The sequence below is a fragment of the Blautia sp. AF19-10LB genome, assembly GCF_003461245.1.
GTDB classification, from domain to species: domain Bacteria; phylum Bacillota; class Clostridia; order Lachnospirales; family Lachnospiraceae; genus Blautia_A; species Blautia_A intestinihominis.
In genome coordinates this window covers 1-715 of sequence record NZ_QTWS01000097.1, presented here as the reverse complement: position 1 = coordinate 715, position 715 = coordinate 1, and the positions used below count along the sequence as shown (strand labels likewise).

1 protein-coding gene is annotated in these 715 nt (G+C 38.6%); it reads left to right on the top strand.

Annotation, left to right across the window (positions count from 1 at the left end; all coding sequences use genetic code 11):
• Positions 1-110 precede the first annotated feature (110 nt).
• On the top strand, positions 111-715 hold a 605-nt coding region (locus DWX28_RS19230), incomplete at its 3' end, for a PD-(D/E)XK nuclease family transposase (RefSeq protein WP_118254802.1).

The window sequence follows — 715 nt, the reverse complement described above, 5'->3', positions numbered from 1 at the left end:
AAAAAGTGTCTTGTAAAGGTCATTCATTGATGCTAAGATAAAATAAACAAAAGCTTTTTCGAAAATTTCTTCATAACATAAAAAGAATAAAGTGGGAGGTGACAGCGAACGTGGCAGATGAAAAAATTGTGCCAGAGAACGGATTGGAAGTACGTTACGAAAGATATAAAGGTATTATTAAGAATTTTACACTCATGAGTGACATATTTATGAGAAATGTTTTCAAACAGAGAGAATGCCTGGAATATGTTCTGCAGGTCATTATGGAAAAACAGGATCTGCGAGTAATTGATCAGATCATCCAGAAGGATTATAAGAATCTGCAGGGACGATCCGCAATCATGGACTGTGTTGCCAGAGATTCCGAAGGCAAACAGTTTGATGTGGAGATCCAGCAGGATAATGAAGGTGCATCACCTAAGAGGGCACGTTACCATAGTGGTTTGATGGACATGAACACTTTAAATCCGGGTCAGGATTTTGATGAATTACCGGAAAGCTATGTGATCTTTATTACCAGGGATGACATCCTTGGGTATGGCTTTCCTATTTACCATATTGACAGGCATATCAAAGAAGCCGATGATAGCTTTCAGGACGAAGCACATATTATATATGTGAATTCCAGAAAACAGGAAGACACAGAACTTGGGAGACTTATGCATGATCTGCATTGTAAGAATGCGGATGAAATGCACAGTCCAGTTCTTGCAAA